Origin of the sequence: Halalkalicoccus sp. CG83, from assembly GCF_037081715.1 — an archaeon.
In the GTDB taxonomy this organism is placed as follows: Archaea; Halobacteriota; Halobacteria; order Halobacteriales; family Halalkalicoccaceae; genus Halalkalicoccus; species Halalkalicoccus ordinarius.
Genome location: NZ_JAZDDH010000001.1, coordinates 2,386,541 through 2,412,464 on the forward strand (window position 1 = coordinate 2,386,541; position 25,924 = coordinate 2,412,464).

The 25,924-nt window shown below is 65.8% G+C and carries 30 protein-coding genes; 15 read left to right on the plus strand and 15 right to left on the minus strand.

Translation table 11 applies throughout. The annotated features are described in order from the left end of the window. Window positions 1-73 precede the first annotated feature (73 nt). The 4 genes from V0Z78_RS12400 to V0Z78_RS12415 all read right to left on the minus strand — a co-directional run bounded on the left by V0Z78_RS12400 (window position 74) and on the right by V0Z78_RS12415 (window position 2,914). Window positions 74-1,834 carry a cbb3-type cytochrome c oxidase subunit I gene (locus V0Z78_RS12400; protein ID WP_336344948.1) on the minus strand — a complete coding sequence of 587 codons (1,761 nt, stop codon included), beginning with the start codon at window positions 1,832-1,834 and terminating at the stop codon, window positions 74-76. 123 nt (window positions 1,835-1,957) lie between these two features. Beyond that, window positions 1,958-2,185: a DUF6684 family protein gene (locus V0Z78_RS12405; protein WP_336344949.1), complete on the minus strand. Its 228-nt coding sequence runs from the start codon at window positions 2,183-2,185 to the stop codon at window positions 1,958-1,960. A 49-nt stretch (window positions 2,186-2,234) separates the two neighbouring features. Next, a complete protein-coding gene (locus V0Z78_RS12410) occupies window positions 2,235-2,615 on the minus strand; it encodes a DUF7541 family protein (protein WP_336344950.1) in 381 nt (126 codons plus the stop codon). Window positions 2,616-2,653: 38 nt separating this feature from the next. Next, the gene (locus tag V0Z78_RS12415) at window positions 2,654-2,914 is read right to left on the minus strand and encodes a DUF7410 domain-containing protein (RefSeq protein ID WP_336344951.1); all 261 of its coding nucleotides are present in this window, start codon (window positions 2,912-2,914) and stop codon (window positions 2,654-2,656) included. 92 nt (window positions 2,915-3,006) lie between these two features. On the opposite strand from V0Z78_RS12415, the gene V0Z78_RS12420 reads away from it, so the two are divergent. Both V0Z78_RS12420 and V0Z78_RS12425 read left to right on the plus strand, forming a co-directional pair. Continuing rightward, window positions 3,007-3,915 carry a cytochrome c oxidase subunit 3 gene (locus V0Z78_RS12420; RefSeq protein ID WP_336344952.1) on the plus strand — a complete coding sequence of 303 codons (909 nt, stop codon included), beginning with the start codon at window positions 3,007-3,009 and terminating at the stop codon, window positions 3,913-3,915. A 209-nt stretch (window positions 3,916-4,124) separates the two neighbouring features. Then, window positions 4,125-4,454 carry a DUF7344 domain-containing protein gene (locus V0Z78_RS12425; RefSeq protein ID WP_336344953.1) on the plus strand — a complete coding sequence of 110 codons (330 nt, stop codon included), beginning with the start codon at window positions 4,125-4,127 and terminating at the stop codon, window positions 4,452-4,454. 137 nt (window positions 4,455-4,591) lie between these two features. Here the strand turns inward: V0Z78_RS12425 and V0Z78_RS12430 are convergent, their stop codons facing one another. Further along, window positions 4,592-4,867, minus strand: a complete 276-nt coding sequence (locus V0Z78_RS12430; protein WP_336344954.1) for an amphi-Trp domain-containing protein — start codon at window positions 4,865-4,867, stop codon at window positions 4,592-4,594. A 396-nt stretch (window positions 4,868-5,263) separates the two neighbouring features. On the opposite strand from V0Z78_RS12430, the gene V0Z78_RS12435 reads away from it, so the two are divergent. Next, window positions 5,264-5,512, plus strand: coding sequence for a cupin domain-containing protein (locus V0Z78_RS12435; RefSeq protein ID WP_336344955.1), 249 nt, complete (start codon window positions 5,264-5,266; stop codon window positions 5,510-5,512). Between the two features lie 88 nt (window positions 5,513-5,600). On the opposite strand, the gene coxB is transcribed toward V0Z78_RS12435, so the two are convergent. Continuing rightward, complete coding sequence (gene coxB, locus V0Z78_RS12440; protein WP_336344956.1) at window positions 5,601-6,434, minus strand: cytochrome c oxidase subunit II; 834 nt, start codon at window positions 6,432-6,434, stop codon at window positions 5,601-5,603. Between the two features lie 155 nt (window positions 6,435-6,589). Here coxB and V0Z78_RS12445 point away from each other — a divergent pair, with 155 nt between their 5' ends. Further along, a complete protein-coding gene (locus V0Z78_RS12445) occupies window positions 6,590-7,942 on the plus strand; it encodes a heme o synthase (RefSeq protein ID WP_336344957.1) in 1,353 nt (450 codons plus the stop codon). Then, a complete protein-coding gene (locus V0Z78_RS12450; RefSeq protein ID WP_336344958.1) occupies window positions 7,939-8,697 on the plus strand; it encodes a DUF7546 family protein in 759 nt (252 codons plus the stop codon). The genes V0Z78_RS12445 and V0Z78_RS12450 overlap by 4 nt, the downstream gene beginning before the upstream one ends. Here the strand turns inward: V0Z78_RS12450 and V0Z78_RS12455 are convergent. Further along, window positions 8,694-9,707, minus strand: coding sequence for an aldo/keto reductase (locus tag V0Z78_RS12455; protein WP_336344959.1), 1,014 nt, complete (start codon window positions 9,705-9,707; stop codon window positions 8,694-8,696). The genes V0Z78_RS12450 and V0Z78_RS12455 overlap by 4 nt on opposite strands. Window positions 9,708-10,087: 380 nt before the next feature. On the opposite strand from V0Z78_RS12455, the gene V0Z78_RS12460 reads away from it, so the two are divergent. From V0Z78_RS12460 to V0Z78_RS12485, 6 genes are all read left to right on the plus strand, one after another. Continuing rightward, window positions 10,088-11,116: a PstS family phosphate ABC transporter substrate-binding protein gene (locus V0Z78_RS12460; RefSeq protein WP_336344960.1), complete on the plus strand. Its 1,029-nt coding sequence runs from the start codon at window positions 10,088-10,090 to the stop codon at window positions 11,114-11,116. A gap of 123 nt (window positions 11,117-11,239) precedes the next feature. After that, entirely contained in the window at window positions 11,240-12,187 is a 948-nt protein-coding gene (gene pstC / locus V0Z78_RS12465) for a phosphate ABC transporter permease subunit PstC (protein ID WP_409338702.1), read from the plus strand. 37 nt (window positions 12,188-12,224) lie between these two features. Continuing rightward, a complete protein-coding gene (pstA, locus tag V0Z78_RS12470; protein ID WP_336344962.1) occupies window positions 12,225-13,862 on the plus strand; it encodes a phosphate ABC transporter permease PstA in 1,638 nt (545 codons plus the stop codon). Between the two features lie 42 nt (window positions 13,863-13,904). After that, the gene (locus V0Z78_RS12475) at window positions 13,905-14,840 is read left to right on the plus strand and encodes an ABC transporter ATP-binding protein (protein WP_336344963.1); all 936 of its coding nucleotides are present in this window, start codon (window positions 13,905-13,907) and stop codon (window positions 14,838-14,840) included. Next, window positions 14,837-15,583, plus strand: a complete 747-nt coding sequence (locus V0Z78_RS12480; protein ID WP_336344964.1) for an ABC transporter permease — start codon at window positions 14,837-14,839, stop codon at window positions 15,581-15,583. Before V0Z78_RS12475 ends, V0Z78_RS12480 begins: the two co-directional genes overlap by 4 nt. Before the next feature lie 92 nt (window positions 15,584-15,675). After that, the gene (locus V0Z78_RS12485) at window positions 15,676-15,816 is read left to right on the plus strand and encodes a hypothetical protein (protein ID WP_336344965.1); all 141 of its coding nucleotides are present in this window, start codon (window positions 15,676-15,678) and stop codon (window positions 15,814-15,816) included. 6 nt (window positions 15,817-15,822) lie between these two features. Here V0Z78_RS12485 and V0Z78_RS12490 read toward each other — a convergent pair whose 3' ends face one another. Next, window positions 15,823-16,923, minus strand: a complete 1,101-nt coding sequence (locus V0Z78_RS12490; protein ID WP_336344966.1) for a putative sulfate/molybdate transporter — start codon at window positions 16,921-16,923, stop codon at window positions 15,823-15,825. Window positions 16,924-17,109: 186 nt separating this feature from the next. On the opposite strand from V0Z78_RS12490, the gene V0Z78_RS12495 reads away from it, so the two are divergent. Both V0Z78_RS12495 and meaB read left to right on the plus strand, forming a co-directional pair. Continuing rightward, complete coding sequence (locus V0Z78_RS12495) at window positions 17,110-17,526, plus strand: cobalamin B12-binding domain-containing protein (protein WP_336344967.1); 417 nt, start codon at window positions 17,110-17,112, stop codon at window positions 17,524-17,526. Further along, window positions 17,523-18,521, plus strand: a complete 999-nt coding sequence (meaB, locus tag V0Z78_RS12500) for a methylmalonyl Co-A mutase-associated GTPase MeaB (protein WP_336344968.1) — start codon at window positions 17,523-17,525, stop codon at window positions 18,519-18,521. The genes V0Z78_RS12495 and meaB overlap by 4 nt, the downstream gene beginning before the upstream one ends. Before the next feature lie 90 nt (window positions 18,522-18,611). On the opposite strand, the gene V0Z78_RS12505 is transcribed toward meaB, so the two are convergent. Next, window positions 18,612-19,154, minus strand: coding sequence for a hypothetical protein (locus V0Z78_RS12505; protein ID WP_336344969.1), 543 nt, complete (start codon window positions 19,152-19,154; stop codon window positions 18,612-18,614). A 254-nt stretch (window positions 19,155-19,408) separates the two neighbouring features. On the opposite strand from V0Z78_RS12505, the gene V0Z78_RS12510 reads away from it, so the two are divergent. Next, window positions 19,409-20,347, plus strand: coding sequence for an alpha/beta fold hydrolase (locus V0Z78_RS12510; protein WP_336344970.1), 939 nt, complete (start codon window positions 19,409-19,411; stop codon window positions 20,345-20,347). On the opposite strand, the gene V0Z78_RS12515 is transcribed toward V0Z78_RS12510, so the two are convergent. The 4 genes from V0Z78_RS12515 to V0Z78_RS12530 form a co-directional block, all read right to left on the minus strand. Next, entirely contained in the window at window positions 20,324-20,701 is a 378-nt protein-coding gene (locus V0Z78_RS12515; protein ID WP_336344971.1) for a Zn-ribbon domain-containing OB-fold protein, read from the minus strand. The genes V0Z78_RS12510 and V0Z78_RS12515 overlap by 24 nt on opposite strands. Further along, window positions 20,698-21,864: a thiolase domain-containing protein gene (locus V0Z78_RS12520; protein ID WP_336344972.1), complete on the minus strand. Its 1,167-nt coding sequence runs from the start codon at window positions 21,862-21,864 to the stop codon at window positions 20,698-20,700. The genes V0Z78_RS12515 and V0Z78_RS12520 overlap by 4 nt, the downstream gene beginning before the upstream one ends. 56 nt (window positions 21,865-21,920) lie before the next feature. Further along, window positions 21,921-22,181, minus strand: a complete 261-nt coding sequence (locus V0Z78_RS12525; RefSeq protein WP_336344973.1) for a DUF7111 family protein — start codon at window positions 22,179-22,181, stop codon at window positions 21,921-21,923. A gap of 118 nt (window positions 22,182-22,299) precedes the next feature. After that, window positions 22,300-23,442, minus strand: a complete 1,143-nt coding sequence (locus tag V0Z78_RS12530) for an acyl-CoA dehydrogenase family protein (protein WP_336344974.1) — start codon at window positions 23,440-23,442, stop codon at window positions 22,300-22,302. Window positions 23,443-23,632: 190 nt separating this feature from the next. Between V0Z78_RS12530 and V0Z78_RS12535 the strand changes: the two genes are divergently transcribed. After that, entirely contained in the window at window positions 23,633-24,700 is a 1,068-nt protein-coding gene (locus tag V0Z78_RS12535) for a phytoene/squalene synthase family protein (protein ID WP_336344975.1), read from the plus strand. On the opposite strand, the gene V0Z78_RS12540 is transcribed toward V0Z78_RS12535, so the two are convergent. Next, the gene (locus V0Z78_RS12540) at window positions 24,697-24,981 is read right to left on the minus strand and encodes a hypothetical protein (protein WP_336344976.1); all 285 of its coding nucleotides are present in this window, start codon (window positions 24,979-24,981) and stop codon (window positions 24,697-24,699) included. The genes V0Z78_RS12535 and V0Z78_RS12540 overlap by 4 nt on opposite strands. 3 nt (window positions 24,982-24,984) lie before the next feature. Further along, window positions 24,985-25,845: a 3-hydroxyacyl-CoA dehydrogenase family protein gene (locus V0Z78_RS12545; RefSeq protein ID WP_336344977.1), complete on the minus strand. Its 861-nt coding sequence runs from the start codon at window positions 25,843-25,845 to the stop codon at window positions 24,985-24,987. Between the last annotated feature and the right edge of the window lie 79 nt (window positions 25,846-25,924).

The window sequence follows — 25,924 nt, forward strand, 5'->3', positions numbered from 1 at the left end:
GGTGACGGCGTTCTTCATCGTCGCGACGGGCTGAGACGGAAGAGAACGAGAACGGCTTCGTGACCGACTCCGACTACTCCTCGACGTCGTCCGCTCGACCGCCGTCGGTCATCGCCTCGGCCTCCTCGCCGCCGTCCGCGAGCCTCGTTTCGATCTTGCGCTCGAACCAGGTCCACTCGTTGGTCGTGAGCCCGTCCTCCTTGAGGTGCCACGGATCGCCGTTCTGGATGAGCGGCCCCTCGAGGTACGACTGGACCATGTTCCAGAGGAAGACGATACCGCCGATGAAGATGAGGAAGGCGCCGACGGTCGTGATCTGGTGGAGCGTGGCGAAGCCGGGCAGGTACTCCGCGTATCGCCGGGGCATGCCGCCGTAGCCCAGCAGGATCATGGCGAAGAACGTCACGTTCGTTCCGACGAACGAGAGCCAGAAGTGGATGAGTCCGAGCTTACGCTGGTACATCCGCCCCGTGACGAGCGGGAACCAGTAATAGACGCCCGCGAACAGCCCGAACGCGATCGCGCCCATCACGATGTAGTGGAAGTGACCGACCACGTAGTAGGTCGCGTGGAGGACCTTATCGACCGGGATGGAGGCGAGGAACACGCCGGTGACGCCGCCGATGATGAAGTTCGAGACGAACCCCAGACAGAACAGCATCGGTACGGTCGTCCGGAGGCGACCCGCCCATAGGGTGGTGATCCAGTTGAAGACCTTCACCGCACTGGGCACCGCGATGGCGAGCGACACCGCCATGAACGCCGACCGGATGCGGGGGTCGATGCCCGTGGTGAACATGTGGTGGGCCCAGACGCCAAAGGAGAGAACGCCGATCGCGAGCGTCGAGTAGACGACGAACTTGAATCCGAAGAGCTTCCGGCCCGCGAAGCGGGGCAGGATCAGGCTGATCAGCCCCATCGGCGGCAGTACGAGGATGTAGACCTCGGGATGGCCGAAGAACCAGAAGAGGTGCTGGTAGAGGATATAGCCGCCGCCGTCGGTGGTGAAGAACGTCGTCCCGAGGTTCCGGTCCAGCAGCAGCATGATCAGGACGCTGCCGAGCAGCGGGAACGCGAAGAGGATGAGTCCCGACTGGGTGAGCATCGTCCAGGAGAAGATGTCGAGGCGCTCCCAGCCGACGTCGGGCGCACGCTCGGTGAAGATGGTCGCGATGAAGTTGATCGCACCCATCGTGGCACTGATCCCCGAGAGGTGCAGTCCCAGCAGCATGAAGTCAACGCCGAGTACACCCTGCTCGATCGACAGCGGCGGGTACATCGTCCAGCCGGTCTGGGCCGGTTCGACGCCGACCGAGAGCAGAAGGAACGGGATCCAGATCAGGATCCCCGCCACCGGCAGCAGCCAGAACGCGATGGCGTTGACCCGGGGGAAGGCCATGTCGTCGGCGCCGATCAGGAGCGGAATGAAGTAGTTCGCGAACGCCGCGATCATCGGCGTCCCGAACAGGAACAGCATCGTGATGCCGTGGCTCGTCATCAGCGCGTTGTACGTCGTGGCTTCGAGCAGCACCGATTCGGGGGTGAACAGCTCGGTTCGCATGAGCGTCGCCATCGCTCCACCCCACGCCAGCGCGAACGTCCCGAACAGGCCGTAGAGGATGCCGATGTCCTTGTGATCGACGGTGGTGAGCCATCGGACGATGCCGCCGGGTTTCTCCTCGGTCTCGTAGGCAGTATCGTCGACGGCGCGCCCGCCAGCGGTCGTCAGCGGCGCGTAGGATCGCCAGTCCTCGAGGCGGACGATCCAACCGGCCACCGCCAGCAGGAACAACCCCATCAACACTGTCAAGACTATCTGCCCGTCTACCTGCATGAACCATGCTCAGCGGTGGAGCGTAATGAAAGGTTAGGTTCCGCCCCGCGACGGATCGTGCGACCGCGGGACGGCAACGCTTCGCTCGCTACGATCTACCCGCGCCGTCGGGTTGGGTCGGAGTTAGATGCGCTTCGCGGTCGCGTACGTGAGGTGGAGCAGTCCCCAGATCATGCTGATCATGATCGTCCACATGTAGATGCTCATCAGCGACCCGTCACGCCAGCCCTGAGGCGTCGCCACCGCGAAGAGGAGGAAGAAGAACAGCAGGATGCCGAACGGGACGAGGTTCACCGTCGAGTCGAGCAAGGTCTCCTTGTTGAACACTCGGTCGTCGAGCAGTCGGCTCATATACGCCGGCTTCGAGAGCATCGATCAAATAGGTAGTGGTTCGCCGGTCCTACAGCGCCGCCCGATCGCGAAGGAGGACCCGACCCAGGATCGACCCTCCCATACAGAGTACGCCCGCGATCGCGATCGCGACCGCGCGGAGGCCGACGTCGATGGCGCCGCCGTCGCCCGGATAGAGGAGCATGATCGCGATGCCGATGACGGCGAGGAGCATGCCCAGTCCGCCGACGAACGGCCACGGCGTCGCGAGGTAGCCCGCCTCGTTCAGGATGCCGGCGATGCTGCCGACGAACAGGAGCAGTCCGCCGACCGCGAACGCGACCACGTCGAGGAACACCCCCACCTCGGCGATCGCGAGTCCGACCGCGATGAACAGGGGCCAGGGGCTCGCCTTTCGGTACTGATCGCTCAGCCCGGGTTGTTCTTCCATGTCTCCGGTAGGGACCTCGCCCTCGAAAACCCATCGAACTACGCGATGGCGAGATAGAGATAGAGAAACGTGAAGTAGAGCGCGATCAGCATCGCGAGCGCCTTCAGTCGAAATCGCTTGATCTCGGCGGTCTCCGAACGGTACTCGGAGACGAACGCCTCGCGTTCCCCGTCCGTGAGCCGGTCGTAGTGTTCGAGACCGACGTGGAGGACGCGGTATCGCGCGCGGGAGAACGGCCGGCCGCAGTGTGGACACGCCTTCGCGTCCTCGGCGTCGCGGTCGAACGCGGGCTCCGACATGGTCGGCCGTAGCCGGCGGGGGAGGTTGTAGCTTGCGACCCAGGCGGACGTGGTTGGGAGGCTTTTTGGTAATCGACGCAGAAGCCACCTCCATGACCGTCTCCGAAGACTCCGCGGACGACCACGGCCACCACCTCCCGGCCGTCGAGGACTGGCCGAAGGGGTTCGGCGAGGCCAGCTGGTGGCCGTTCATCACTGCGATCGGCGCCTCGGGCATCTACGTCGGAGCCGCGCTGACCATCCTCAGTCTGGGCGGGCTCCCGCTGTTGCCGGCCGTCGGCGGCGGCGTGTTCCTCGCGAGCGTCGGCGTCTTTCTCGTCGGGCTCTACGGCTGGACGTACCACGCGTTCATCAAGGCGTTCTGGGACGCGGACGCACACGGCGAGGACAACACCCTCCGGTGGGGGATGTTGCTCTTCCTCTGTACCGAGGTCGCGACGTTCGGCGCCGTGTTCGTCTACTACTTCCAGATCCGAGTCGCCGAGTGGCCGCCCGCCGACTTCGAGGTGATCGCCGGGCCGCTCGTCTCCGGAACGGTGACGCTCGGCTCCGTCCAGATCCCCATCGTCAGCGAGCTCGTCCTCGCGAACACGCTCATCCTGATCCTGAGCAGCGGTACCATCCACTGGGCGCACGTCCAGCTCCGAAAGGACAACCGACGGAACTTCATCCTCGGGCTCGCCGTGACGCTGCTTCTGGGCGTGATCTTCCTCGCCGGCCAGGGCTACGAGTACTACGAGTTCATCGTCCACTACGGCTTCACGCTCGCCGCCGCCGAGGAGGCGCTCTACGCCAGTGCCTTCTACGGACTGACCGGTCTGCACGGGCTGCACGTCTCCATGGGCGCGGTGCTCATCGCGATCGTGCTGGTCCGCGCGCTCTACGGCCAGTACTCCGCCGACCGACACACGAGCGTCAGCACCGTCTCGATGTACTGGCACTTCGTCGACGTCGTCTGGATCTTCCTCGTCGTCGTGCTGTACGTCGGCGCAGTGATCTGACGGGAACGCGGACGTCGACTTCTGTGGGGAGAAACCCCGTCGACGTTCAGCGGATCTACGACGTGAACGACGGAAGACAACTCTCCGACTGAACGATATCCGCTGTCAACGATCGGCCACGCTCCAATGCCCCCTACTGCGTCTCTTTTGAATCCAACCCTGATATGGCAGGCAAGAGGATCATCCCCCCGAGTGCTCTATCGCCGGGAGTGAGTGACACCAAGTCCGGATCACAGACCGTCGACCGATACGCAGTCTTCGAACTGCTCTCCAACGGTCATCGCCACCGTCTGTTAACGACTCTGCTGGAGGAGGGCTCCACCACCGCCATCCCTCCCTCCGACGACGCAGGTCCGGAGGCGGATCCGGAATCAGTACGGCTTGCGTTGTATCACATCCATCTCCCGAAACTCGAGGACGCCGGGTTGATCGAGTGGGACCGAGACCGGAATCAGGTGTCCAAAGGGCCCAAATTCAGGACAGTGGTGGATCTACTCGGCCGGCTGGATGAGACGGACAGTGACACAGTAGAGGCGTAATGCCTTTTCATATCCGATCCCCTTTCGAATCGGACGGCTACCGAAAAGACGCGTCGACCTCCCCGCGAAGACCCGTGTTCGCCGTGCTTTTCGCAGGTAGGCCGTAACGAGGGCCACTCACCGATGGCCGTTCTCGATCACTCGATCGAGAGGTCGCCGTCGTCCCCGCTGCTATCTCCCTCCTTCCACTCGAGTTCGAACTCGACGCTCAGCTCCGTCGATCCGTTCGTCTCCCGTTCGGCCTTGACCTCGAACGTGGGCCGGTCGGGAACCGCGAGCTCCACCGACTCGTCGCCCGAACTGAGCGTGAGGTCGCCACCGTCGTCGAGTTTGTCCGCGACCGAGCGGAGGTAGGTGGCGATCTCCTCGCGGGAGTGGGACCGTTCCGTCTCGAAGAGCACTTCCTCTGGCATGGATCGACGTACGGCGGGAGCACTAATAACACTGCATCCCCCTCGGATCGGATGAGGAGATCCCGCGGAGCAGGGGTCGTCGATCGCCCTCGGTTCGAGAAACGACCAGTCGGCTCCGGGGACCTCCATCGGTCACGGACCGATCGGGTAGTCTACACCTTCTGACGGTACGTAGAGACTACGTTCAGCAACGGGCCGACGGCTGGGTGTCTCCCTGGACGGTTCATCGAGATGCGGTCTACGTTATTATGGCAACTGACCTCTAGCGATCCATGGGAGCGAACGACGAGTCGGCCCGAGCGTGAATGATCGATGCTGGAGAAGGCGATGCGTACTGGTCGCTTGGGTCGCTCACGGTCCTGAAAGCGACGGGTGATCGGTGGCGAGCGGTTCACCGTGACCGACGGACCGACCGTCTTCGCGCCGCACGGCCTCCCTCACAGCTACCTCACCGAAGAGGAGACGCGGTGGCTCGTGTTCGTTCGCGAACCCGGCCTCGAACGACTGTGGGCGTCGGTCGGAAGTCCGGCCGAATCGTGGACGATCCCGGACGATTCGGAGGTAGACGAGCAGATGAGCCGCGTCGCTGAGCAGTTGGATCGGTACGGAATCGAGATCGTGGGGGATCCGCTGACGGTCGACTGAACTCGATACCGGCGCAATTCGATCAGGCAACAACAGCGACGGAGGTTCGGTCGTCCTCTATGGCGTCGACGTTTCCGGCGTTAACGGCTCATTCCCCGCCGGACTCGTTCTCCTCGTCGGCCGGGTCTTCCGTCGCCGAACCCTCAGATTCGTTGCCGCCCGCGGACTCGTTACCGCCCGCGGACTCGTTGCCCTCGCCGCCCTCACCGCCGCCTTCCTGTTGCTCCTGGACCCACTGCTGGTACTCGTCCTCGCTCACCGCGTTGATGGTGAAGTACATGTTCGAGTGGCCCACGCCGCAGTACTTCGAGCAGTAGCCCTGGTACTCGCCCTCGTTGTACACCTCGGTCTTCACCGTGTTGATCTCGCCGGGGTTCGCGTCCTGTTTCAGCCCCAGATCGGGGACGTGGAACCCGTGTATGTAGGAGTTCTGTTCCTCGTCGGCCCCGACGTTGAAGTAGACCTGGGTGTCGGTCGGGATCGTCGCCTCGCCGGTCGACTCGATGCCTTCATCCTCGTAGACGAAGTTCCAGCCGTAGTTGAACGCGACGACGTCGATCTCGACTGCGTCCTCGGCCGGCGTGTCGTTCTGCTGGTGTTCGATGAAGGGGCTGGCCATCACCTGGTAGGAGGCGAGGCCGACGAACAGCAGGACGATCGCGGTCGCGACGGTCCACGTGATCTCGAGCCGGCGGTTCTCCTTCGTCGGGTTCGGCTCGTCGTTCTTTCGGAACTTGTAGATCGCGTAGAAGAGCGCCGCCTGGGTGAGAAGCGTGATCGGAATCGCGGCGTACAGGAGTACGTTGTTCAGATCGCTGATGAGCTGGTCGTTGACCGAGTTGGCGGCCGCGGCGGGCTCGGCCGCGGCTGCCAGCAGCCCGATACAGAACGTCAGTATAAGGGCACTCCGGGTCCGTTCCATACGCCGTCCTTTGCGAGAACGGGCATAAATCTGTGCGTTTCGCCCCGGAGGAACCGACCGCGGAGCCTAAGTACGCCGGGCCGAAAGCTCCGGTAGACGTGACTATGGAACCGCGAGCCCGGAGCCGATTTCTCCCCCTGCTCGCCGTCACGACGATGGGGGTCTACCTCCTGGTGATCGTCGGCGCGACGACCGCGCTGACCGACGCCGCCGCCGCGTGTCCGACCTGGCCCGCCTGTCACGGCAGCCTGCTCCCCGACGGCGGCGCCGCGACGCTGGCGTGGCTCCACCGGGTCGTTGCGCTGGTCGTCGGACTGGGCGTGCTCGTCACCGCCGTCGTCGGCTTCCGAGCGGAGCCCTCGACGAGGATCCGCGCGGCGCTCGCGCTCTCAGCAGTGCTCTACCCCGTCCAGATCGGGATCGGCGCGCTCGCCGCGACCGCCGGTACTCCCGCGACGATCTCTGCGATCCATCTACTGGTCGGAACGGCCATCTTCGGCGGACTGCTCGTGGCGTTGGCGTGGACGCTCGAACGACGCTTCCCCACGCGCGAGCGCGACGAGCCGCTGACCAAGACGGGCGACCCCGACACGCCGACGACCGGCGAACCGACGGCCGTCGAGTCGATGTCGACCGAAAACGGAGTTCGCACGACGCTGTTGGCGTACTTCAGCCTGATGAAACCGCGGCTGATGTGGCTGCTCTGTCTGGTCGCGGCCGCGGCGATGGCGCTCGCGGCCGGCCCAGCGCTCTCGGTCGGAACGATCGTCGCCACCCTCTCCGGTGGCGTCCTCGCGATCGGCGCGAGCGGTACCTTCAATCACGTGCTCGAACGCGACGTCGACCGGCGGATGCAGCGCACCGCCGACCGGCCGCTCGCGACGGACGTCGTCTCCGTACGCAACGCCCTGGCGTTCGGCACCCTGTTGGGGATCGCCTCGCTCGCGACGTTCTACGTCTTCGTCAACGCGCTCGCCGCCGTGCTCGGGCTGACGGCGATCGTCTTCTACAGCGTGATCTACACGCTCGTGCTGAAGCCGAACACCGTCCAGAACACGGTGATCGGCGGCGCGGCGGGCGCGCTACCCGCGCTGATCGGCTGGGCCGCCGCCACCGGCGAGATCGGCCTGCCCGCGCTCGTGCTCGCGGGCGTGATCTTCTGCTGGACGCCCGCGCACTTCTACAACCTCGCGCTCGCCTACAAGGACGACTACGAGCGCGGCGGCTTCCCGATGATGCCCGTGGTTCGGGGCGAGCGCACCACCCGAAAGCAGATCGTCGTCTATCTCGGGGCGACGCTGATCGGCGCGAGCCTGCTCGCCGCGGTCGACACCCTCGGCTGGCTGTTCGCGGCGACGAGCGTCGTCTTCGGCGGCGTGTTCCTCTGGGCGGTACTGCGGCTGCACCGCGAGCAGAGCCGGGGTGCGGCGATGCGGTCGTTCCACGCCTCGAACGCCTACCTCGGGATGCTGCTGTTCGCGATCATCGCCGACGCACTGGTCCTATGATCGAGACCGGACACGAGACGCCCGACGCCCTCCGATGGCTCCCCGAGCGCTTCCAGCCCCGAACGTCGACGCTGCTCTACGGGGCGGCGCTCGTCAACGCCGAGGTCCTGCTCGTCGCCGCATACCTGCTGGCCTCCGGCGCGAGCGTCGACGACCCGTTCGGCCTCGTCTACCCGTTCGTCTGGATCAACGTCGGCCTCTGGGCGATCGTGCGGACCGATCCCGTCGCCCGCGAGCGCCGCCACCGCCGGCTCGTGGGCGTCGTCGCCGGCGTCTACCTCCTCGCGCTGTTCGTCCTCGGCGGGATGCTCTGGACGGCCCACCCCGAGGCGCCCACCGGCTTCGACGTCTCGATGCTCACGCCCGGCGTCGGACCCGTCCTCGCGTACAACGGGACGCTCGTGCGCTTCACGCTCGTCCCCTTCCTCGTCGTCGGCTACGCCGCGCTCGCCTACCTCGTCTACGCGACGCTGCTCGACGCGGCCGGATCGGCGATCGGTGGCGTCGTCGGACTGTTCTCGTGTCTCTCCTGTGTCTGGCCGCTGATCGCGCCGATCTTCGTCGGCGCGTTCGGCAGCGCCGGCGCCGCGGCGGCGACGAGCCTCCAGTCCTACGTCGCCGGGACCGCGATCTTCCTGGCGACGGTGGCGCTGCTCTACTGGCGGCCGTTCAAGCGCGAGCACGAACCCGAGTCCGAGCGGGAGCCGCCCGACGACCCGAGGGAACGTTGGGAACGAGGAGGACGGGACCGCTAGTGGCCGAAGCGCCGGCCTTCCTCCTCGTAGCGCGCGTCGTCGATGCGCTCGCGCTGCTCGCGCGAGAGGTCGACCTCGACCGCACCGACGTTCTCCTCTAGCTGGTCGGTCGTGCGTGCACCGACGATCGGCGTACACGAGAACTCCTCCTGGTCGATCAGCCAGCGCAACGAGACCTGTGCGGGGGTGGCGTCGACCTCGTCGGCGACCGTGCGGATCTCGTCGAGCACGTGCCACCCTCGATCGGAGACGTAGTAGTCCTCGAAGCGCTCGTCGAGGTCGGCGCGCGATCCCTCGGGGCCAACGACCTCCTCGCCTTCCTTCTCGTACTTTCCGGTGAGGAAGCCGCCCGCGAGCGGCGAGTACGGACAGACCGCGAGGTCCTGATCCGCACAGACCTCGAGGTAGTCGGCGACGTCGTCGCGGTAGGCGGCGTGAAACAGCGGCTGGGTGACGTCGAAGCGTTCGAAGCCCTCGACCTCCGACTTCCAGAGCGCCTTCGTCAGCTGCCAGGCGGCCATCGTCGAGGCGCCGAGGTAGTTGACCTTCCCCTTATCGACGAGCGTGTCGAGCGCGTCGAGCGTCTCCTCGATCGGCGTCTCCTCGTCCCAGCGGTGGATGTAGTAGACGTCGAGGTAGTCCGTTCCCAGCCGATCGAGCGTCCCCTCGATCTGCTCGCGAATGTGCTTTCGACCGAGACCGGAGTCGTTCGGTCCGGGCTCGCCCCAGCCGTCGAACGGGAAGTAGACCTTCGAGGCGAGCACGAAGTCGCTCCGGTCGCGCTCGGCGAGCCACTCACCGATGTACTCCTCGCTGGTCCCGTGTGGGGTGCCGTAGACGTTCGCGGTGTCGATGAAGTTGATCCCGTGATCCCATGCGGTATCGAGCAGATCGTGTGCCTCCTCCCTGCTGGTCTCGACGGTGCCGTTGCTCTCCTTTCCGAAGCGCCACGTGCCGAAACACAGCTTCGAGACGTCGGTGCCGGTCGAACCGAGACTGTGGTACTCCATGGTGGCTCCTCGGATCCCAGTACCTAAACGCTCACCGTGGCGGCCATTCCTTCGGGATGCGATCCGGTCGTCGCACGGGACGTCGATGGTCGGACTCCGGCCGCCGTCCCGGCCCGGTCGATATATAGTTCGAGATCCGGTCGACACCGCCGTCCGTCGATCGGTCGATGACCGGTTGAATTCGGGACACGTACGGAGTCCAATCCGAAATCCGTACTTCGCCCTCGACCCGTCGAAGATCCTCATAACGGCAGTTCTCGTCACCTCTCCCTCGCGATCGACCCGGAGCGAATACCGATGGTTAGCCGTCCGGAGCCTTCCCATCTGATATATATATATCATAGCATCGTACTTAACCAATCGCCGAAACGTCTCGAGTGATGACGGACGATCAAGCCGACGGGCGAAGCGGAGCGGTGTCGCGTCGAAACGTGCTCGCGGCGGGGGGGACTGCGCTCGCACTCTCGATCGCTGGCTGTGCTAACAACGAGGGGTCGAGCGATAATGGTTCAGGTGACGAGGGACTCGGCGGCGGGGGCGGAAACGGCGATAGCGACCTCTCGGGCGAGGTCATCGTCACCGGATCGAGCACGGTGTTTCCCATCTCGGACCAGATGGCACAGAACTTCATGGAGGAGAACCCCGACGTCAACGTGACCGTTGACTCCACGGGAAGCGGCGGCGGCTTCGAGAACCACTTCTGTCCGGGTAACTCCGACATCAACGGTGCCTCGCGACCGATCAAGGAGGAAGAATCCGCGAGCTGTGAGGAGAACGGCGTCGAACCCGTCGAGTTCCAGGTCGCCGGCGACGCGCTGACGATGGCCGTCAGCCCCGACAACGACTGGGTCGACAGCATGACCTACGATCAGATGGCCCAGATCTGGCAGGAAGGCGGTGCGGAGACGTGGGCCGACGTCAACTCCGATTGGCCCGACGAGGAGTTCGAGCTGTTCGGTCCGGACGACACCTCCGGTACCTTCGACTGGTTCACCGAGAACGTCGTCGGCGAGGCCGGCAACCACCGCAGCGACTACGAACCGACCGAGGACGACAACATCATCGTCGAAGGGCTAGAAAACAACGAGTACTCGATCGGCTACTTCGGCTTCGCGTACTATCAGGAGAACCAGGACCGCGTCAAGGCGCTCGCCGTCGCGGAAAGCGAGGGCGATGAGCCGGTCGAGCCAAGCCTCGAAGCCGCACAGGCCGGCGACTACCCGATGGCGCGGCCGCTGTTCATCTACCCGAGTGGGAACTCGCTCAGCGAGAAAGAACAGGTCTACGCGTTCACGGAGTACTACCTCGATAACTCCGACGAGTCGTTCATCGGCGAGGAGATCGGCTACGTTCCGTCGAACTCCGAGCAAGTAGACGAGAACCTCTCGACGCTCGAAGAGTACCAGTAATCGACGGGCTGCACGCGACGACGGAGCGACCGACATCCCATTTCAGCGTCCGTTTCGCCCGCGGTCTGAATCGGGAACGAACAGCATCACACGAATACGATAGATATTAGACATGGTTCGACGATGAGCGGAAACTCAGGCACAGCGAGTGAGTCAATAACCTACGGTTCGGTCGGCCGTGGAATACAAGAACGATTGATCAAGCTCTTGTTGTTTTCGTGCGCCGCGTTGACGGTGCTGGTCACGCTCAGTATCCTCGTCACGCTCACGTATGATACGATCACCTTCTTCGGGTTCGAAGCGGTCGACGTCGTCTCGTTTCTGACCGAAACCAACTGGGAGCCACGAAGCGGCCAGTACGGCGTCTGGCCGCTCGTGAGCGCGACGCTTACGGTTACCGTGGTCTCCGCGCTGGTCGCGATTCCGATCGGGACGGCCGCCGCCGTCTACCTCTCGGAGTACGCCAGCCCGCAGATGCGGTCAGTGCTCAAGCCGGCCCTCGAGATCCTCGCGGGGATCCCGACGGTCGTCTACGGCTACCTCGCGCTGGTCTATCTCACCCCGTGGCTCCGCGCCGCGGGGCTCCCACTCGGCACGTTCAACCTGCTCAGTGCGTCAGTCATGGTGGGGATCCTGATCGTGCCAATGGTCTCGTCGCTCTCGGAGGACGCCATGAGCGCCGTTCCCGATTCGCTGCGTCAGGCCGGCTACGGAATGGGCGCGACGAAGTTCCAGGTCTCGACCGGGATCGTGATTCCAGCTGCGGTCTCGGGCGTCTTCTCGTCGTACATCCTCGCACTCAGCCGTGCGATCGGTGAGACGATGATCGTCGTCATGGCTGCCGGGCTCCAGACCAACCTGTTCGACCCGCTCGATCCGTTCGGCAGTCTCGCGAGCTCCGGTCGTACGATGACCGCGGCGATGGTCAACGCAGTCACGAGCGACGCGACGGGTGCTTCGCCGGAGTACTACAGCATGTTCGCGATCGGGCTGACGCTGTTCGTCATCACCTTTACGATGAACCTGCTGAGCAACCGCATCGCGGCGCGTTACCGGGAGGAGTACCAATGATGGGACACGAAGCGGTCCGAACGGGGGTGTCTCGATAATGGCGAGCGACGCCACCGACGTCGGCAAGTGGTTCGGCGACGCCGGATCGATCGACCGCACGACGGGCCGGCTGTTCAAGTGGGGCTGTCTGGGTGCGACGGCACTCGCGCTGTTTCTGATGCTCGTCTTTCTGTTGTACGTGTTCAACGACGCGTTCGCCCCGCTGTCGGCCGATCCAGGGTGGCTGTTGACGTTCACTGGGACGGTCCTCCTGCCCATGCTGGGACTGGGTGCGTACTACTATCGCCGGGACCCCGCAGCCGGACGGGTCGCCTACACCGCACTCGGACTCCCGATCGTCATGGGCCTCTTTGCGGGCGGCGTCTGGCTGCTGTTCCGACACGTCGCTCCCCCCCGAATGTGGTTCGGCTTCGTCGTCGCGCTGGCGATCGTCGTCGCGCTCGTTCGGGCACACGAGCGGATCAGACCGAACGCAACCGACGAACGTACCGTCCTCCTCGTTGGTGGCACCATCCTCGCACTCGTCGGGGTCCCGGGGCTCTTCCCGAGCCTCCGGAACCTCGTCCTCTCAGCCCCTGCGCTACCGACGGTGACGGTCATGTTCCTGTTGACCTTTGCCCTCCCGATCGCGACGCTCGCGGGTTGGTACGTCCGGAAGGGACGCGAGAGCACTCGCGCCGGGACGATCGCCCTCGCAGTCGTGCTGGTCGCCGCTGGCCTCGGCCTCGTAATCGGGCCCGTCGCTGGCGTCCTTCCGGCTACCTGGGTCATCGCCGTCTCCCCCGTCGTCGGGGCACTGGTGATGTACGTCGATCGCGTTCTCCGTCAGGGAGAGGGCACCTCGGGGTTCGCGTTCCCGGTCGTCGTCGTCGCGGGCATCCTCGCGGGGACGGCGATCGCCGACCTCGCAGACTTTGCTGGTCCGGAGACGTGGCTCAATCGCGATTTCCTCACCGGGGTACACTCCACGACGGCGGTCGAGGCGGGCATCTACCCAGCGCTCGTCGGTTCCGTCCTCATCCTCATCGTGATCGTCGTCTCGGCGTTTCCCGTCGGGATCGCCGCGGCGGTCTACCTCGAGGAGTACGCGCCCTCCGGCGGTAAGCTGGGTCGTTTCATCGAACTCATCGAGATCAACATCGCGAACCTCGCGGGTGTGCCCTCGGTCGTATACGGGGTTCTCGGGCTGGCGATCTTCATCAATCTCCTCAACATGGGCGTCGGCACCGCCGTCGTCGCCGGGTTCACCGTCGGGCTGCTGATCCTGCCGATCGTGATCATCTCGACTCAGGAGGCGATCCGGTCGGTGCCCGACTCCCGACGCAACGCCTCGTATGCAATGGGGGCGACCAAGTGGCAGACCGTTCGGAACGTCGTGCTTCCCGAGTCGATGGCTGGCATCTTCACGGGGACGATCCTCGCGCTGGGGCGGGCGATCGGCGAGACAGCTCCCCTGTTGATGATCGGCGTCCCGGCCGTCGTGCGCGTCTCGCCGGAATCCTTCTTCAGCCGAACCGGCGCGATGCCCCGACAGATCCTCACGTGGTCGACGCAGATCGAGACGGACTTCCGCTACGGCGTTCTGGCCGCCGGCGTCGTGACGCTCCTCGTCGTGCTACTGACGATGAATGCCACGGCCATCGTCCTCCGGAACCGCTACCAGCAAAGTCGGTAGCGGATCGAACCCCTTAGGTCCGTACCGCCGCTGGCTTCGGACATGCAGAACCTGCTCGTCGCCGAGGACCTCCGCCGTGAGTACGACGGAGCCCTCGCGCTCGACGGCGTCTCGCTCTCGGTCGAACGGGGGGAGGTGTTCGCGCTCATCGGCCCCAACGGCGCGGGGAAGACGACGCTCGTGCGCGCGCTCACCGGCACCACCGAGCCGGACGGCGGGCGGGCGTCGGTGCTCGGCTCACCGCCCGCCGAGGTGGACCGCTCGCGGATCGCGCTGCTCCCACAGTCGTTCTCCCCGCCGCGGCGGCTCACCGCGCGCGAGCTTCTGGAGTACTACGCGGGGCTCTACGACGACTCCCGGCCGGTCGGGGAGGTCCTCGCGGAGGTCGGGATGGCCGATGACGCCGACACGTGGTACGAGAAGCTCTCGGGCGGTCAGCAGCGTCGCGTCTGCGTGGGGACCGCGCTCGTGAACGATCCCGAGGTGCTCTTCCTCGACGAACCGACGACGGGGATCGATCCCGCGGGCCGGCGCGATCTCCGAACTCTGATCGCGAGGCTGGCCGCCGGCGGGACGACGGTGTTCCTGACGACTCACGACATGGCGGAGGCCGAACGCCTCGCCGACCGCGTCGGCCTGCTCGCGGACGGGCGGCTGGTCGAGGTCGGCTCGCCGTCCGAACTCGTACGTGAACACGGCGGCGAGAGCCGTCTGATCGTCGAGACCGACGCCGGGACCGACGCGCTCGCCGGAAGCGGCTATCGCGTCTCGGCGGACGATCGGCGGCTGGTCGTCCACGGGATCCGCCCTCGGGAGATCGGCGAGGCGGTCGCGGCGCTCGAACGCGCGGGCATCGAGTACGAGTCGCTGACCTGGACCGAATCCGGGCTGGAGGACGTCTACCTCGCGCTCGCGGGCGAACGGGACGCGGAGACGCATGCACGGAACCCCCTCGCGGAGACGGGTGGAGCGCGATGAGCGCGACCGCCCGGATCCGTGCGGAGTTCGGCGCGGCGTGGCACTCGTTCGTCCGCCGACGGACCGCCGTCTTCTTCACCTTCTTCTTCCCCGTCATCCTGATCGTGATCTTCGGCGCGCTCGTGCGGACCGACCCGACCGGCGGCGGGCTGTTCACCGAACCTCCCGAGTACTACCTCGCGGGCTATCTGGCCGTGGTCGTGATGTTCACGCCGCTCTCGCGGGTCGGGAGTACCGTCGCGCGCCACCGTGAGGGCACCCGCTTCGAGAAGCTGGCGACGACGCCGCTCTCGCGTACCGAGTGGCTGCTCGCGCACACGCTCGTCAACGTCGTCCTCGTGGGGGCGGCGAGCGCCGTCCTCCTCGTCGTCCTCCTGCTGATCACCGACGCGCAGTTCGTCCCCTCGCCGCTGCTGGTCCCGTTCGTCGCGCTGGGGACGGCGCTGTTCTGCGGGTTCGGCGCGATCCTCGGGCGGGTCGCCGACTCCCAGGACGGCGTGATCGCCGCCGCGAACACCGTCGCCCTGCCGATGCTCTTTCTCGCGGAGACGTTCGTCCCGCCGGCGCTGCTGCCCGAGTGGATGGGCCCGCTGATCGACCTCCTGCCGTTGACGTACTTCGCACGCGGCGTGCGGGCGGTGACGTCGACCGGCGATCCGTGGCTCGCGGACTTGGCGGTCCTGGCCGGCCTGGCCGTCGCGTTCCTGCTCGTCGGCGCGTACGCGATCCCGCGAACCGACTGACTGCGGGAGGATTCCAGACCCTAGAAAGCTTATACACAACCATTTCCTAGCTGAAATAATGAGCGAGAAACCGATCGTCGAGGGCCGATCCGATGGAGCGTGAACGCGCGGAGACGGAGCGCTATCGCTACACGGAGTACCTCCACGGCTCGAGCACGATCTTCCTGATCCAGGACGCGGAGAACGACAACGCCTGGATCCAGTCGACCACCGCCGTCCCCGCCGAGCGCTGAACTGGGTCAGGCTCCCCGTCTCGCGCGCTCGATCGCCAGGTGGACGACGATACCGAGCACGAAGGCGGCGCCGAGGTTCCAGACGAGCGCGAGCAGCCCGATCGAGACCGAGAGCGCGAGATTCGACGAGCTCCGGACGCTCGCGCCGAGCGAGACGGCGATCATCACGAGAAGGACGCCGAGCATCGCGACCGGAAAGGCGCCGAGAAACGCCGCCGAGGCGAACGGGACGAGGGCGAGATAGCCGACCCCGAGGACGAGGTTCGCGCCGCCCGTCCGCGCGCCGAACTCGTACTTCCCGGCGACGCCGTCACAGCCGTGACACATCGGGATCCCCCCGGCCGGAACCGCGAGCAGGTTCGTCACGCCCATGCTCGTCGAGAGCTCGTCGGCCGGGACCTCCCGGTCGAAGAGATCGGAGAACAGAAGCGAGGTCGCGAGCGCCGCGTTGCCGATCGTCATCGCCAACTGGGCGAAGACGCCGTCGGCGGTCCGCCACGTGAGCGCCCCCGCGATCGCCGGTAGCGGCGGGGCGCCGGGAAGCCGCGGCGACGGAACGCCCGCGGTCGCGAGTGCGATAGCCATTCCAACGAACAGCACGACGAGCGCGCTCGCCCGTCTGCGTCCCAGCGCGATCGCGACCAGCGCGATGACGGCCGCCGCGGCCGCGAGGGTGAGGTCCTCGAGCGCGAGCCCTGCCCCCGTCTCGAGCAGGAGGAGGGCGACGGCGAACTGCACCCCCCGGATCACCGGCTCGCCGATCCACCGTTCCACCTCGGCGAGCGCTCCGGTAGTGCCGATCCCGAGCAGGACGACCCCGAGGACGAGGCCGGCGAGCGCGAGCTCGGCGTAGCTCAGCGCGCCGGCGATCGCGAGCGCGGCGAGCGCCTTCATCGGCTCGACCGAGATCGGAAGGCCGTAGCGGACTCCCCAGACGATCTGGAAGACGCCGAAGGCCAACAGCACGTGCGGGAGCGAGATCTCGGTCAGTGCCGCCATCGCAACCACTATCGGCAACACCGTGATCGAGTCTCCGACCGCTCCGGTCACCTCGCTGACGGAGAGCTCGAGTCGTCGGAGGCCCGAAACGTCCAGAGAGATGGCCACAGGAGGGATATACGGCCGAGAGGCATTACCCTTGTCAGAAACCGTATTCGGGACGGATTCCCGCACGAGGTAACCGAATGAAGTTACTTCGAGGGGTGCGAAGACCGTCACGGACATCCGTTAAAGTGAAAGTTCTCGGTTGGGAAATGGGCACATGAACCGATCGTCGGATCGGAGGTGGGTTGCGTGAGCGTCGAAGGCGACCAGCGGGCGATCCGCTGTCTCGTCGCGAAGGTCGGCCTCGATGGCCACGATCGGGGTGCACACGTCATCTCGCGAGCGTTTCGGGACGCGGGGTTCGAAGTGATCTACTCGGGGCTGCACAACGCGCCCGACGAGATCGTCCAGGCCGCCGTCCAGGAGGACGTCGACGTGCTCGGAATCTCCATCCTCTCGGGGGCGCACAACACGCTCATCCCGAAGATCGTCGCGGGGCTCGAGGAGTACGACGCCTTCGAGGACACGCTGATCATCGTCGGCGGCGTGATCCCCGAGAAGGACAAGGAGCCGCTGAGGGAGAAGGGCGTCGACGCGATCTTCGGACCGGGCACGCCGATGAAGGAGACGATCGAGTTCGTCCGCGAGAACGCTCCCGAACGATGAGCACGGGCGAGAGCGAGAACGACCTAGTCACGCAGCTGCTGGCCGGCAAACACCGGGCGCTGGCGCGCACGATCACGAAGATCGAGAACCGCGCGCCGGGCTATCGCGACCTCGTCGCGGGACTCCACGAGCACACCGGCGACGCGGAGGTGATCGGCATCACCGGCAGCCCCGGCGCGGGCAAGTCGACGCTCGTCGATAAGCTCGCGCTCAGCTACAGGGAAGAGGGGCTCACGGTGGGCGTGATCGCGGTCGACCCCTCCTCGCCGTACACGGGCGGCGCGGTGCTCGGCGACCGCATCCGGATGGCCTCGACCACCGGCGACATGGACACGTTCGTGCGTTCGATGGGCGCGCGCGGGCAGTTAGGGGGACTGTCGACGGCGACCGGTGACGCGATCAAGGCGTTCGACGCCTTCGGGATGGACCGGATCATCGTCGAGACCGTCGGCGCCGGACAGAACGAGGTCGACATCGTCCGTACCGCCGACACGGTCGCGGTGCTCGTCCAGCCCGAGAGCGGCGACGACATCCAGATGCTGAAGGCGGGCATCCTCGAGATCGGCGACGTCTTCGTCGTCAACAAGGCCGACATGGCCGGCGCCGATCGAACCGTGAAACAGCTCTCGGAGATGCTCGAGGGCCGCAACGACGGGGACGACGGCTGGAAGCCGGAGATCGTCGAGACCGTCGCGACGAGCGGCGAGGGGATCGACGACCTCCTGGAGACGTTCGCGGCCCACCGCGAGTACCTGGAGTCGTCGGGGGCGCTCGAGGAGAAGGCGCGCGCACGATACGCCGAGGAGGTTCGGACGCTACTGCGCGAGGACGCCGGCCACCTGCTCGAGGACGAACTCGAGCGTCGGGGCGGCATCGAGTCGGTGGTCGACCGAATCGCCGCCCGCGAGATCGACCCGTACACGGTCGCCGACGAGATCGTGACGCCGCTCGAACGCTGTCTCGACGCGCGCGAGGAGACGCCGCCACATCGGTAACAGGCGTTACCGGATAAACTATCGACCCCGTAGGGAAGCTGCCCAAAAATATCGTACTGAATGCAGAGGCTGTGTTCAGTACCCGGGGGATCACTCTTTGAAGTCTGCTTGTAGATCCTCGTTTCTGAGTTCCATTACTTCATTAATCAAATCCTCACATGGATTGTAGAGATCGTCCTTCAATTCCGCCATCGTTTCTGATACCTCATCATCCATGCTTCGAAGGTTTTCGTCCGCGAGAATACCACAATATAGGGATATAGCGCCTGCATTATCGGATATTCCAACTTCTCCTTCGTCTCGTTTTCCGATCAAATTGAATATAAGAGGCGGTCTGTTGGCTAGATGCTTCATCACCCTTGAGCCGTATTCGTCCAGATCATTCCCTGGAATCCAACCTCCAGAATTCTGTATATTTGAATCCAAGACCCGATACTTGTATTCATAATTTGCTTGTAATTCTCGAATTAGCCGAATGAACTCATCACACCATTCCTCAGCGTCACTATATCGCTCCCATTCATACTTCATCTGAAGCTTCCCCTTTGAAATTCTCCAGCTGAGGAAGCCACTGAGGAGTACACTTAGGAGTACCGTTGCTACGCTAAGAACGACCTGACCAATTGTTACCATTGGCTTTGTATCGGTCTGTTATTTAAAAACCTCAATGATATACACTCGCATTAATAGCCCTTCATCCACTACAATTGAGGACAATCGCTTGCTGAATACGCGCCCTCTATCCAGTACACCTCCAGGAATCCGCTCTCCCGGCAGAACGGTCGGGGTCGATGAACGTCACTCGGCTATTTTACGCTACTACTACGAGTGAAACGTGAGTTCGCCGTCCGACCAGCGTTAAGGCCCTGGCGACCGACGAACGAGGTATGAAGCTTCGACGACTGGTCGGTGGTGCCGCGGCCGCGGTCGGCCTCACCGCCGTCGCTAATCGCACTCTCGCCGGAAACGCAGGATCGCTCGAGCCCGCCCTGTCGGGACGCCAGCACACCTACCGCTGGCGCGGCATCGACGTCGCCTACACCGAGGCGGGCAACCCCGACAACCCCGACCTGCTGTTGATCCACGGCGTCAACGCCGCCGCCTCCAGCCGGGAGTTCGAGGAGGTCTTCGACGCGCTCGCCGAGGAGTACCACGTCGTCGCACCCGACCTGCCCGGCTTCGGGCTCTCGGAGCGTCCGCCGCTGCTCTACTCGGGGTCACTGTACGTACAGTTCGTCGCCGAGTTCGCACGCGACACGACCGAGGACGCCGCCTGCCTGGCCTCCTCGCTGTCGGCTGCCTACGCCGTCGAGGCCGCCGAGGACGCCGGCTTCTCGCGGCTCCTCCTCGTCTGTCCGACGACGACGGCGATGCCCACGCAGCGACCCGCCCTCCGATCGCTGCTGCGGGCCCCCGTCGTCGGCACCGCGATCTACAACCTCGTCACGAGCAAACCGGCGATCCGGTACTTCAGCGCGGATCACGGCTACTACGACATGGAGAACTTCAGCGAGGAGAAACGGGAGTACGAGTGGACGAGCGCCCACCAGCCGGGGGCGCGCTACGCGCCCGCATCGTTCATCAGCGGCTTCCTCAACCGGCCGATCGACCTCGGCAAGGAGCTCTCGGGACTCGACGTGCCGACCACCCTGATCTGGGGCCGAGAGGCCGACATCACGCCGCTTCGCCAGGGCCGGACGCTAGCGGAGACCGCCGACGCTCGGCTCGTGGTGATCGATCGGGCGCGGCTGCTTCCACACGCTGAGCACCCCCGCGAGTTCGTCGGCGTCGTTCGCGAGGAGCTACGCGGGGCGAAAAACGAGTAGGTCGTCGCCCGTCGTCTCGCGTTCCTCGACGCCGGCGGCGACGCGGATGCCCTCCTCGGGATCCTCGACGCCCCGGAGCTGGCCGGTCAGGCGCACCAGTCCGAAGTCGACGATCGCGACCGTGTAGGGCGCGTCGTCGACGAAGTCGGGCGTGGCGACGTGGATCGTGGTGAGCGTGTCGACGGTGCCGCTGTCGGGAAGGTCGCGGCGTTCGAGTTCCGGATCGCCACACTCCGGACAGCGCCGTCTCGGGGGGAGCGAGCCGTGACCGTTCGGACACTCGAAGGCGTAGGCCTCGCCCTCGGCGATCGCCTCGAGCCACTCGTCGTACCCCTCGTCGGTCTGTTCGCTCATTTCGCCACCTCCAACACGTGGACCGTCGTGCTAGCGACGGTGCCGCCGGCGTTGTGGACCAGACCGGTCTCAGCGTCCGGGACGGCGTCGCTGTTGAGGTGGTCGCCGGTGAGCAGGCTTGCGACCTCGATGACCTGGCTTACGCCCGTCGCGCCGACGGGGTGGCCCTTCGCCTTCAGACCGCCCGAGAGGTTCACGGGTCGGTCACCGTCGGCGGTCGTCTCGCCCTCGCGCGCCGCCGTGATCCCCTCGCCGGGCTCGTAGAAGCCGATCGACTCGATCGCGAGCACCTCGGCGATGGTGAAGCAGTCGTGAACCTCGGCGACGTCGACGTCGTCGGCGTCGATCCCGGCGTCGGCGTACGCCTCGTTCGAGGCGTCCTCGGCGGCGGGCGTCCGCGCGAGGTACTCCCGATCGGCCAGCGCCATCCGGTCGCCGCCCTGGCCGCTGCCGGTGATCGCGACCGGAGCGTCGAGCGAGTGCTCCTCCGCGTACTCGTCGCTGACGAGCACTATCGCGCTCGCGCCGTCGCTGATCGGGCAGGCGTCGTACAGCCCGAGCGGCTCGGCGACGGGCGGCGCCTCCAGCACCTCCTCGACGGTGATCTCGCGTTGGAGCTGTGCGTAGTCGTTCTCGAGCGCGTTGGCGTGATTCTTCACCGCGACGTGCGCGAGGTCCTCGCGCGAGCCGCCGTACTCCTCGAAGTAGGCGTTAGCCATCAGCGCGTACGCGCCGGGAAAGCTCATCCCCGCGCGGATCTCGAACAGTTCGTCCGCGGCGATCGAGAGCGCCTTCGTCGCGCCCGCGGTGCCGAGGTTGGTCATGCGTTCCGCGCCGCCGACGAGCATCACGTCGACCTCGCCGTTGCGGACGTTCCGGACCGCCTCGCGCACGGCAGCCCCGCTCGAGGCACAGGCACTCTCGAAGCGGGTCGCCGCGCCGTGGACGCCGGCGATCTCCGCCATCAGCGGCCCCTGGTGGCCCTGGTCCTCGGCGACCTCGCCCATGAAGTTGCCGTAGAAGAGCTCCTGAATCTCTCCGCGCGCTATCCCCGCATCCTCGATCGCGCCGTCGCTGGCCTCGGCGAACATGTCCCGAGCGGTTCGCTCGGGGAACTTGCCGAAGTGCGTATGACCCGTGCCAGCGATTCGAACACCTGTCATCGTCACCCCTAGACGAGGAGTGCCTATAGGACTGCCGGAATTTATCCTCTACCTACTTACATTCCCATGTCCGCGGCGGCGTCCGGGACCGGGAGATCGTTCGGATCGTCCCCCAGCAGTTCGGCGGCGTGATCGAGCGCCATCTCGAAGCCGTAGTACCGCTCTCGCTCCTCGCCCGCCCCGTCGCGGACGATCAGCATCGCGTAGCCCGAGCGGTCCTGCGCGATCGAGGCCCGGCGGCCGTCACGCGCGAACTCGAGGACGCGCTCGGCGTCGGTCTCGTAGTACTCGGCGGCCGTCTCGCTCGTCTCGTTCATACCAGCCGTTCGTGGTGGTGGAAGGCAAACCCGTCGATCGGGATCAGCTCCTGCTCGCGATCCGGGGCAGGGGTGGTGGCCGATCGTCGAGCGCTCGGCGACGGATGGACCGATCCGGTCAGTCGAGCACCGAGTCGCCGATCGTGTTGCGCAGGATCTCGCTTGTCCCCTCGTAGATCTCGTTGAGCTTCGCGTCGCGATAGTAGCGCTCGACGTCGAAGTCCCGCGTGTAGCCGTAGCCGCCGTGGATCTGGATCGCCTCGTTCGCGACTTCCCTGCTGATCTCGCTGGCGTAGAGCTTCGCCTGGGCGGCCTCCTTTCTGAACTCCTCGCCGCGGATCTTCCGGTCGGCGGCGTCGTGCATCAGCAGGCGCGCGGCCCGGAGCTTGGTGTCCATGTCCGCGAGCTTGTGTTTGATCGTCTGGAACTCCCCGATGGGCTGGTCGAACTGCTCGCGTTCGCCCGCGTACTCGCGAGCGTCGTCGAGCGCGGCCTGCGCGAGGCCGACTCCGCGGGCGGCGATGGTGATGCGCCCGCCGTTCAGGGTCTTCAGTGCCTGGACGAAGCCGCGACCCTCCTCGCCGATCAGACGGGACTCGGGGATTCGCATCCCCGAGAAACGCAGTTCGGCGGTCGGACAGCCCTTGTCGCCGAGTTTGTGTTCGGTGCCCTCGACGTGGAAGCCGTCGTCCTCCTCGGGCCGGACGACGAAGGAGGAGATCCCCCGGCTGCCGGCCTCGGGGTCGGTCTTCGCGAACAGCGTGATCGTCTCCGCCACCGAGCCGTTCGAGATCCAGAGCTTCCCGCCGTCGACGACGTACTCGTCGCCGTCCTTCTCGGCACGGGTCTCCATCGCGGGGACGTCGCTCCCCGCGCCGGCCTCCGAGAGCGCGAACGCCCCCACCTCTCGCCCCTCCGCGAGCGGCACCAGGTACTCCTCCTTCTGGCTCTCGTCGCCGAACTCGTAGAGCATGTTGCCCGCGAGGCTGGTGTGGGCGGCGACGACGGTGCCGAGCCCGCCAGATCCCCTCGAGATCTCGGCGAGCCCGTCCGCGTAGGAGTGGTAGTCGAGGCCCGCCCCGCCGTACTTCTCGGGAAACGGCATTCCCATCAAACCGAGATCGCCCATCTCGCGGACGAGGTCGTGGGGGAACTCGTCGTTCTCGTCGATCTCCCCCGCGCGTGGTTTGACCTCCTCGTCGACGAACTCCGCGACCATCTCGTGGATCTGGCGCTGTTCGGCGGAGCGGCTGAAGTCCATACCACCTAATCTCGATGGTCGATGCTTTAGGTTTCGGTTCGATCGGGGCTCGCTCGGCACGCTCGCGTCGCCTTCGTCCGGTTCGGTGCCGTGATCCGTCCTCGGACGAACGACAGTGCTAAACCCCTCGGGCGGCGAGCACAGGTCCTGTGGGTTTTTTTATCTCCGCGGCATAGAACCGGTAACGGCCATGTCTGGATCCTCCCGGAGTTCACTTTCCGAAACCGCCGACCTCGAGTGGTGTCACGAGGCGGTCGATGGCGTCTCGCGGACGTTCGCGCTCACCATCGACGTCCTCGACGAGCCCATGTCGTCGTACATCTGCGTCGGATATCTCCTCTGTCGCGTCGCCGACACCGTCGAGGACGCCAACCACCTGCCACCGACCGAGCAGACGGCGATCCTCAGAACGTACGACGCGCTGCTCGATCCGGAGGACCCGACCGACGTCGCGGCGTTCATGGAGCGCGTCGAGCCGTGGATCCCCGCGGCGGAGGAGCGCTCGGCCGACTGGAACGTCGTCGCGGAGGCTCCCCGCGTGCTCCGGGCGTTCGAACGCCAGCCCGCCGCGGTCCAGGAGGCGATCCGACCCCCCGTCCGTGAGCTCGTCTCCGGAATGGCGCTGTTCGTCGAGCGCTACGCCGAGGAGGGCGGGCTCCGGATCCAGAGCCGCGAGGAACTCGAGGAGTACTGCTACTACGCCGCGGGCACCGTCGGGAAGCTCATCACCAACCTCGTCTGTCGCGACGGCGTCGAGGATCGAACCGAACGTCGGCTCTACGACACCGCCGAGTCGTTCGGCCTGCTGCTCCAGCTGGTGAACATCTCGAAGGACGTCCACGACGACGTCCACGAGGAGAACAACGTCTACCTCCCGGCCGACTGGCTCGAACGCGAGGGCGTCGCCCAGGAGGCGGTCTGTGCCGAGGAGAACGTCGCAGAGTCGGCGACGGTCGTCCGGCGGACAGCGGACCACGCGCGCACGTTCCTCGACGACGCCCAGCGCTACCTCCAGGCGGTCCCCAAGACCGACGGCAACCGGCTCGCGGCCTGGGCGATCCCCTACCTGCTCGCGGTCGGCACCCTTCGGGAGCTCTCCGAGCGGCCCGAGGACGCCCTCTCGGAGACGGGCGTGAAGATCTCGCGCCAGGAGGTCCAGGCGATCGTCAGCCGGACGCTCGGCGAGACCGACGGCGAGGCGCTCCCCGAACTGCGCCGAGCGATCGACCGACAGCCGTTTCACCGAGCCCGAAGCTAACCGGTATCACACGCGAGCCGTTCGGCGAGCGAGAGCGCGCGTTCGATGCGCTCGTCGGCCTCCTCGCTTCCCGTCTCCTCGATCGACTCGAGTAGCTCGATCACCTGCCGTGCACCCTCACGGCGCGTCTCGGCGGGAGCCTCACGGATCTCTGCTGCGACCGCCTGGGCCTCGCCGAGCCACCGGTTCGCGCGGTGATCGATCGGGAGCTCCTCGGTCGCCTCGAGCTCCGCGTGAAGCTCGTCGGCGAGCGCCGCGGGCTCCTCGTCCTGCTGGTCCACGGTTTAGTACTCGTAGAACCCCCGTCCCGATTTCTTCCCGAGGTCGCCCGCCTCGACCTTCCGTTTCAGGAGATAGGCGGGTTTGTACCGATCGCCGAGCTCCTCGTACAGGGTTCGCGAGGCGTTCAGACAGACGTCGAGCCCGATGTGGTCGGCGAGCTCCAGAGGACCCATCGGGACGTTCGTCCCCAGTCGCATACCCGCGTCGACGTCCTCCCTCGTGGCGACACCTTCGTCGAACGCACGGACCCCCTCGTTGATCCAGGGCATCAGGATGCGGTTGGTGACGAAGCCGGGCTTGTCGTCGGACTCCCAGGTGGTCTTCCCGAGCGCCTCCGCGAACGCGTGGGCGAGCGCCGTGGTCTCCTCGTCCGTGCGCTCGCCGACGACCACCTCGACGCCCTCCATGATCGGGACGGGGTTCATGAAGTGGAGCCCGACCACTCGTGAAGCGCGGTCCGTCGCGTTCGCGATGGTCGTGATCGACAGCGTGGAGGTGTTGGTCGCGAGCGCCACGTCCTCGTCGACGATTCCGTCGAGGTCGGCGAAGACCTCTCGTTTGACGTCCATCTCCTCGAGGGCAGCCTCGACGACAAGGTCGCAGTCCGCGAGATCGGCGAGATCGGTCGTGCCGGTGATGCGTTCGACGGCAGCGTCGGCCTCCTCCCTGCTCAGCCGGTCCTTCGAGACGAACCGCTCCAGGCTGTCGTCGATCGACTCGAACCCCCGCTCGACGAAACCCTCCTCGACGTCGCGCATCCTCACCTCGTAGCCGTTCGTCGCGGCGACCTGCGCGATCCCGCTGCCCATCGTACCCGCGCCGACGACGCCGACCCGCTCGATCGAGTCCATCGTTCGAACCATGGGAGCGCTTCGACGGCGCCACTCCTAAGCGTGCCGTCAGAGGTTTACTATCTCGGTAGTTAGATCTCTCCACGATCGT

Bases quoted from the DNA above. Each gene is read 5' to 3' on its own strand.
- V0Z78_RS12400 (WP_336344948.1), bottom strand. From the start codon at position 1,834: ATGCAGGTAGACGGGCAGATAGTCTTGACAGTGTTGATGGGGTTGTTC.
- V0Z78_RS12405 (WP_336344949.1), bottom strand. From the start codon at position 2,185: ATGAGCCGACTGCTCGACGACCGAGTGTTCAACAAGGAGACCTTGCTC.
- V0Z78_RS12410 (WP_336344950.1), bottom strand. From the start codon at position 2,615: ATGGAAGAACAACCCGGGCTGAGCGATCAGTACCGAAAGGCGAGCCCC.
- V0Z78_RS12415 (WP_336344951.1), bottom strand. From the start codon at position 2,914: ATGTCGGAGCCCGCGTTCGACCGCGACGCCGAGGACGCGAAGGCGTGT.
- V0Z78_RS12420 (WP_336344952.1), top strand. From the start codon at position 3,007: ATGACCGTCTCCGAAGACTCCGCGGACGACCACGGCCACCACCTCCCG.
- V0Z78_RS12430 (WP_336344954.1), bottom strand. From the start codon at position 4,867: ATGCCAGAGGAAGTGCTCTTCGAGACGGAACGGTCCCACTCCCGCGAG.
- coxB (WP_336344956.1), bottom strand. From the start codon at position 6,434: ATGGAACGGACCCGGAGTGCCCTTATACTGACGTTCTGTATCGGGCTG.
- V0Z78_RS12445 (WP_336344957.1), top strand. From the start codon at position 6,590: ATGGGGGTCTACCTCCTGGTGATCGTCGGCGCGACGACCGCGCTGACC.
- V0Z78_RS12450 (WP_336344958.1), top strand. From the start codon at position 7,939: ATGATCGAGACCGGACACGAGACGCCCGACGCCCTCCGATGGCTCCCC.
- V0Z78_RS12455 (WP_336344959.1), bottom strand. From the start codon at position 9,707: ATGGAGTACCACAGTCTCGGTTCGACCGGCACCGACGTCTCGAAGCTG.
- V0Z78_RS12460 (WP_336344960.1), top strand. From the start codon at position 10,088: ATGACGGACGATCAAGCCGACGGGCGAAGCGGAGCGGTGTCGCGTCGA.
- pstC (WP_409338702.1), top strand. From the start codon at position 11,240: ATGAGCGGAAACTCAGGCACAGCGAGTGAGTCAATAACCTACGGTTCG.
- pstA (WP_336344962.1), top strand. From the start codon at position 12,225: ATGGCGAGCGACGCCACCGACGTCGGCAAGTGGTTCGGCGACGCCGGA.
- V0Z78_RS12475 (WP_336344963.1), top strand. From the start codon at position 13,905: ATGCAGAACCTGCTCGTCGCCGAGGACCTCCGCCGTGAGTACGACGGA.
- V0Z78_RS12480 (WP_336344964.1), top strand. From the start codon at position 14,837: ATGAGCGCGACCGCCCGGATCCGTGCGGAGTTCGGCGCGGCGTGGCAC.
- V0Z78_RS12485 (WP_336344965.1), top strand. From the start codon at position 15,676: ATGGAGCGTGAACGCGCGGAGACGGAGCGCTATCGCTACACGGAGTAC.
- meaB (WP_336344968.1), top strand. From the start codon at position 17,523: ATGAGCACGGGCGAGAGCGAGAACGACCTAGTCACGCAGCTGCTGGCC.
- V0Z78_RS12505 (WP_336344969.1), bottom strand. From the start codon at position 19,154: ATGGTAACAATTGGTCAGGTCGTTCTTAGCGTAGCAACGGTACTCCTA.
- V0Z78_RS12510 (WP_336344970.1), top strand. From the start codon at position 19,409: ATGAAGCTTCGACGACTGGTCGGTGGTGCCGCGGCCGCGGTCGGCCTC.
- V0Z78_RS12515 (WP_336344971.1), bottom strand. From the start codon at position 20,701: ATGAGCGAACAGACCGACGAGGGGTACGACGAGTGGCTCGAGGCGATC.
- V0Z78_RS12520 (WP_336344972.1), bottom strand. From the start codon at position 21,864: ATGACAGGTGTTCGAATCGCTGGCACGGGTCATACGCACTTCGGCAAG.
- V0Z78_RS12525 (WP_336344973.1), bottom strand. From the start codon at position 22,181: ATGAACGAGACGAGCGAGACGGCCGCCGAGTACTACGAGACCGACGCC.
- V0Z78_RS12530 (WP_336344974.1), bottom strand. From the start codon at position 23,442: ATGGACTTCAGCCGCTCCGCCGAACAGCGCCAGATCCACGAGATGGTC.
- V0Z78_RS12535 (WP_336344975.1), top strand. From the start codon at position 23,633: ATGTCTGGATCCTCCCGGAGTTCACTTTCCGAAACCGCCGACCTCGAG.
- V0Z78_RS12545 (WP_336344977.1), bottom strand. From the start codon at position 25,845: ATGGTTCGAACGATGGACTCGATCGAGCGGGTCGGCGTCGTCGGCGCG.